2 protein-coding genes are annotated in these 2,449 nt (G+C 45.8%); both read left to right on the top strand.

Going from position 1 to position 2,449, the window contains the following annotated elements; genetic code table 11:
- A partial coding sequence (cysC, locus tag AC9UEP_RS05840; protein ID WP_509545031.1) for an adenylyl-sulfate kinase occupies positions 1–1,776 on the top strand: 1,776 nt, incomplete at its 5' end.
- Positions 1,773–2,449: sulfite exporter TauE/SafE family protein (locus AC9UEP_RS05835; RefSeq protein WP_509545029.1), on the top strand; the 677-nt coding region annotated here is incomplete at its 3' end. The genes cysC and AC9UEP_RS05835, both read left to right, overlap by 4 nt.

The following is a 2,449-nucleotide window of genomic DNA, read 5'->3' as shown; positions in this document are numbered from 1 at the left end:
GGTAAATCAACTCTCATTGGCCGCCTATTAGTTGAGACAGATAGCATCCCGCACGACACAGTTGGCGCGGCAAGGAAAGTACGTCGCACAGGTTCGACTATCCCAGCTGGAGAAATTGACTTCAGCCTACTCACTGATGGGCTTGAAGCTGAGCGCGAACAAGGAATTACTATCGATGTTGCTTATCGATCAATGAATCTTTTGGATGGTAAACGATTAATTATTAGTGATGCTCCAGGCCATGAGCAGTACACACGTAACATGGTGGTTGCAGCCTCACGTGCAGATATAGCACTGGTTTTAGTTGATGGAATCAAAGGAGTGCGCACGCAGACACTGCGCCACCTAACAATCTGTTCGCTTATGGGCGTTTCCCGAGTAATTGTTGCCATCAATAAATTAGATGCTGTCGGTTTTGATAGAAAGGTATTTGATGACATCTCAGCCGAGATTAAGAAAACTATCGATCGGCTTGAGCTCACAGATGTTCACATCATCCCGCTGAGTGCGTTGGCGGGCGATAATGTTGTTTTCCGGAGCGAAAATATGAACTGGTATTCAGGGACAACACTGATTGAGACGATTCAAAGCTGGAGCGAACCAGTTGACCATGAAGCACGAGGGTTGATGCGAATTCAAATGATTGCTCGAGCTGAAAATTTCCGCGGGGTTTCGGGAACTGTCCGTCGTGGAAGTTTCGATAAAGGTGGTGAAGTAACAATTTTTCCAAGTAAGCAGAAGGCAATAATTTCCTCAATAGTGACCTTTAATGAAGAGAGTGAGCACGCCCCCACTGATTCGGCGGTTACTTTGGTACTAACGCCTGAAGTTGATGCAACCCGAGGCGACATCATTGCTCAATCAACGGAAGATTTAACACCTTCTGATCGCTTAGCTGCCCACGTTGTCTGGCTCAACGAGGAGCCACTATTACATAGCAGGTCATATTTGCTCGTTAGTGGTGCGACAACAACTCCCGCAATTGTCACAAAGATTCGCCATAAAATTGATGTAAACACCGGTGAACATATCTCTTCAGATGTTCTGCAGATGAATGAAATTGGCGATGTTGAAGTAGCCACCGATATCCCGGTAGTCATGCGTCCTTATACCGATTCGAGAGAGTTCGGTAATTTCATTCTCGTTGACCGACTTACCTTAAAAACTGTTGGCGCTGGAATGGTTCGCCATTCGTTGCGACGTGCTTCCAATGTCACACATCAGGATTATGAGATTACTAAGGCCCAACGCGGAGTACAAAAGTCTCAAAAAGCCCGCGTAATTTGGCTTACTGGTCTTTCAGGTTCAGGTAAGTCAACCATTGCTAATGCGTTAGAGCAACGCTTGTTCGCATCGGGTGCTCACGCATATGTCTTAGATGGTGACAACTTACGCTTAGGCCTAAATATGGATCTTGGATTTACGCCAGAAGATCGTGCTGAAAATGTTCGACGAGTGTCTGAAGTTGCAAAGCTAATGGTTGATGCTGGCCTTATTGTCATCACCGCTCTAGTGAGTCCCTTTGAAGTCGACCGACAGAGGGCAAAGAGCATCTTTGATGATGGTGAATTTTTAGAAGTTTTTGTTGATACCCCAGTTGAAACATGCCGTTCCCGAGATCCGAAAGGTTTGTATAAGAAATCTGCAGCTGGGCAGATTCCAAACTTCACTGGTGTCGGACAAGACTATGAAAGACCTATTGCACCCGATTTGCATCTTGATGGCACTGCGTCGGTGGCAGATAATGTGGAGAAAATAATTAAGATTCTTCTATGAATTGGATTCTCTTTGCCTTCGTTGGATTAACAGCCCAGTTAATTGATGGTTCCTTGGGAATGGGCTTTGGTCTCACAAGCTCGACACTCTTAGTCACCCTAGGTGCATCTGCTGCTGTTGCCTCAACCGCAGTCCATATCGCTGAAATTGGAACAACTCTCGCATCCGGTGCTTCTCACTGGCATGCAGAAAATATAGATAAGAAGATTCTGCTTAGGCTGGCTATTCCCGGAGGAATCGGAGCTTTCTTGGGTGCGACATTCCTATCATTTATTGATCTCTCAAGTTCCAAGATATTCATCTCCACGCTATTACTTTTCCTAGGTTTTTTACTTCTCTATCGGAATGTATTTAAGACAGAGCCTCAGATAAATATGTTGGAGATGAAAAATCCGCGTTTTCTCACCTACCTCGGTTTCACTGGTGGTTTCGTTGATGCATCAGGTGGTGGAGGTTGGGGACCAATAGTTACGCCAACGCTTATGGCAACAACTGCTACTGAACCCCGTAAAGTTATTGGAACAGTGAGTGCAGCGGAATTTGTTGTTGCACTTTCTGCTTCTGCCGGGTTCTTGGCGCAAATCGGACGCATTGATATTAATTGGTCAACAGTTGGTGGATTAGCACTTGGTGGAGTTATTGCAGCTCCGGTTGCTGCGCGACTTGTTGGCCG

The sequence above is a fragment of the Candidatus Planktophila sp. genome, assembly GCF_040402315.1.
Lineage (GTDB): Bacteria > Actinomycetota > Actinomycetes > Nanopelagicales > Nanopelagicaceae > Planktophila.
The sequence above is the reverse complement of the archived record's forward strand: the minus strand, read 5'-3'. Positions and strand labels throughout refer to the sequence as shown.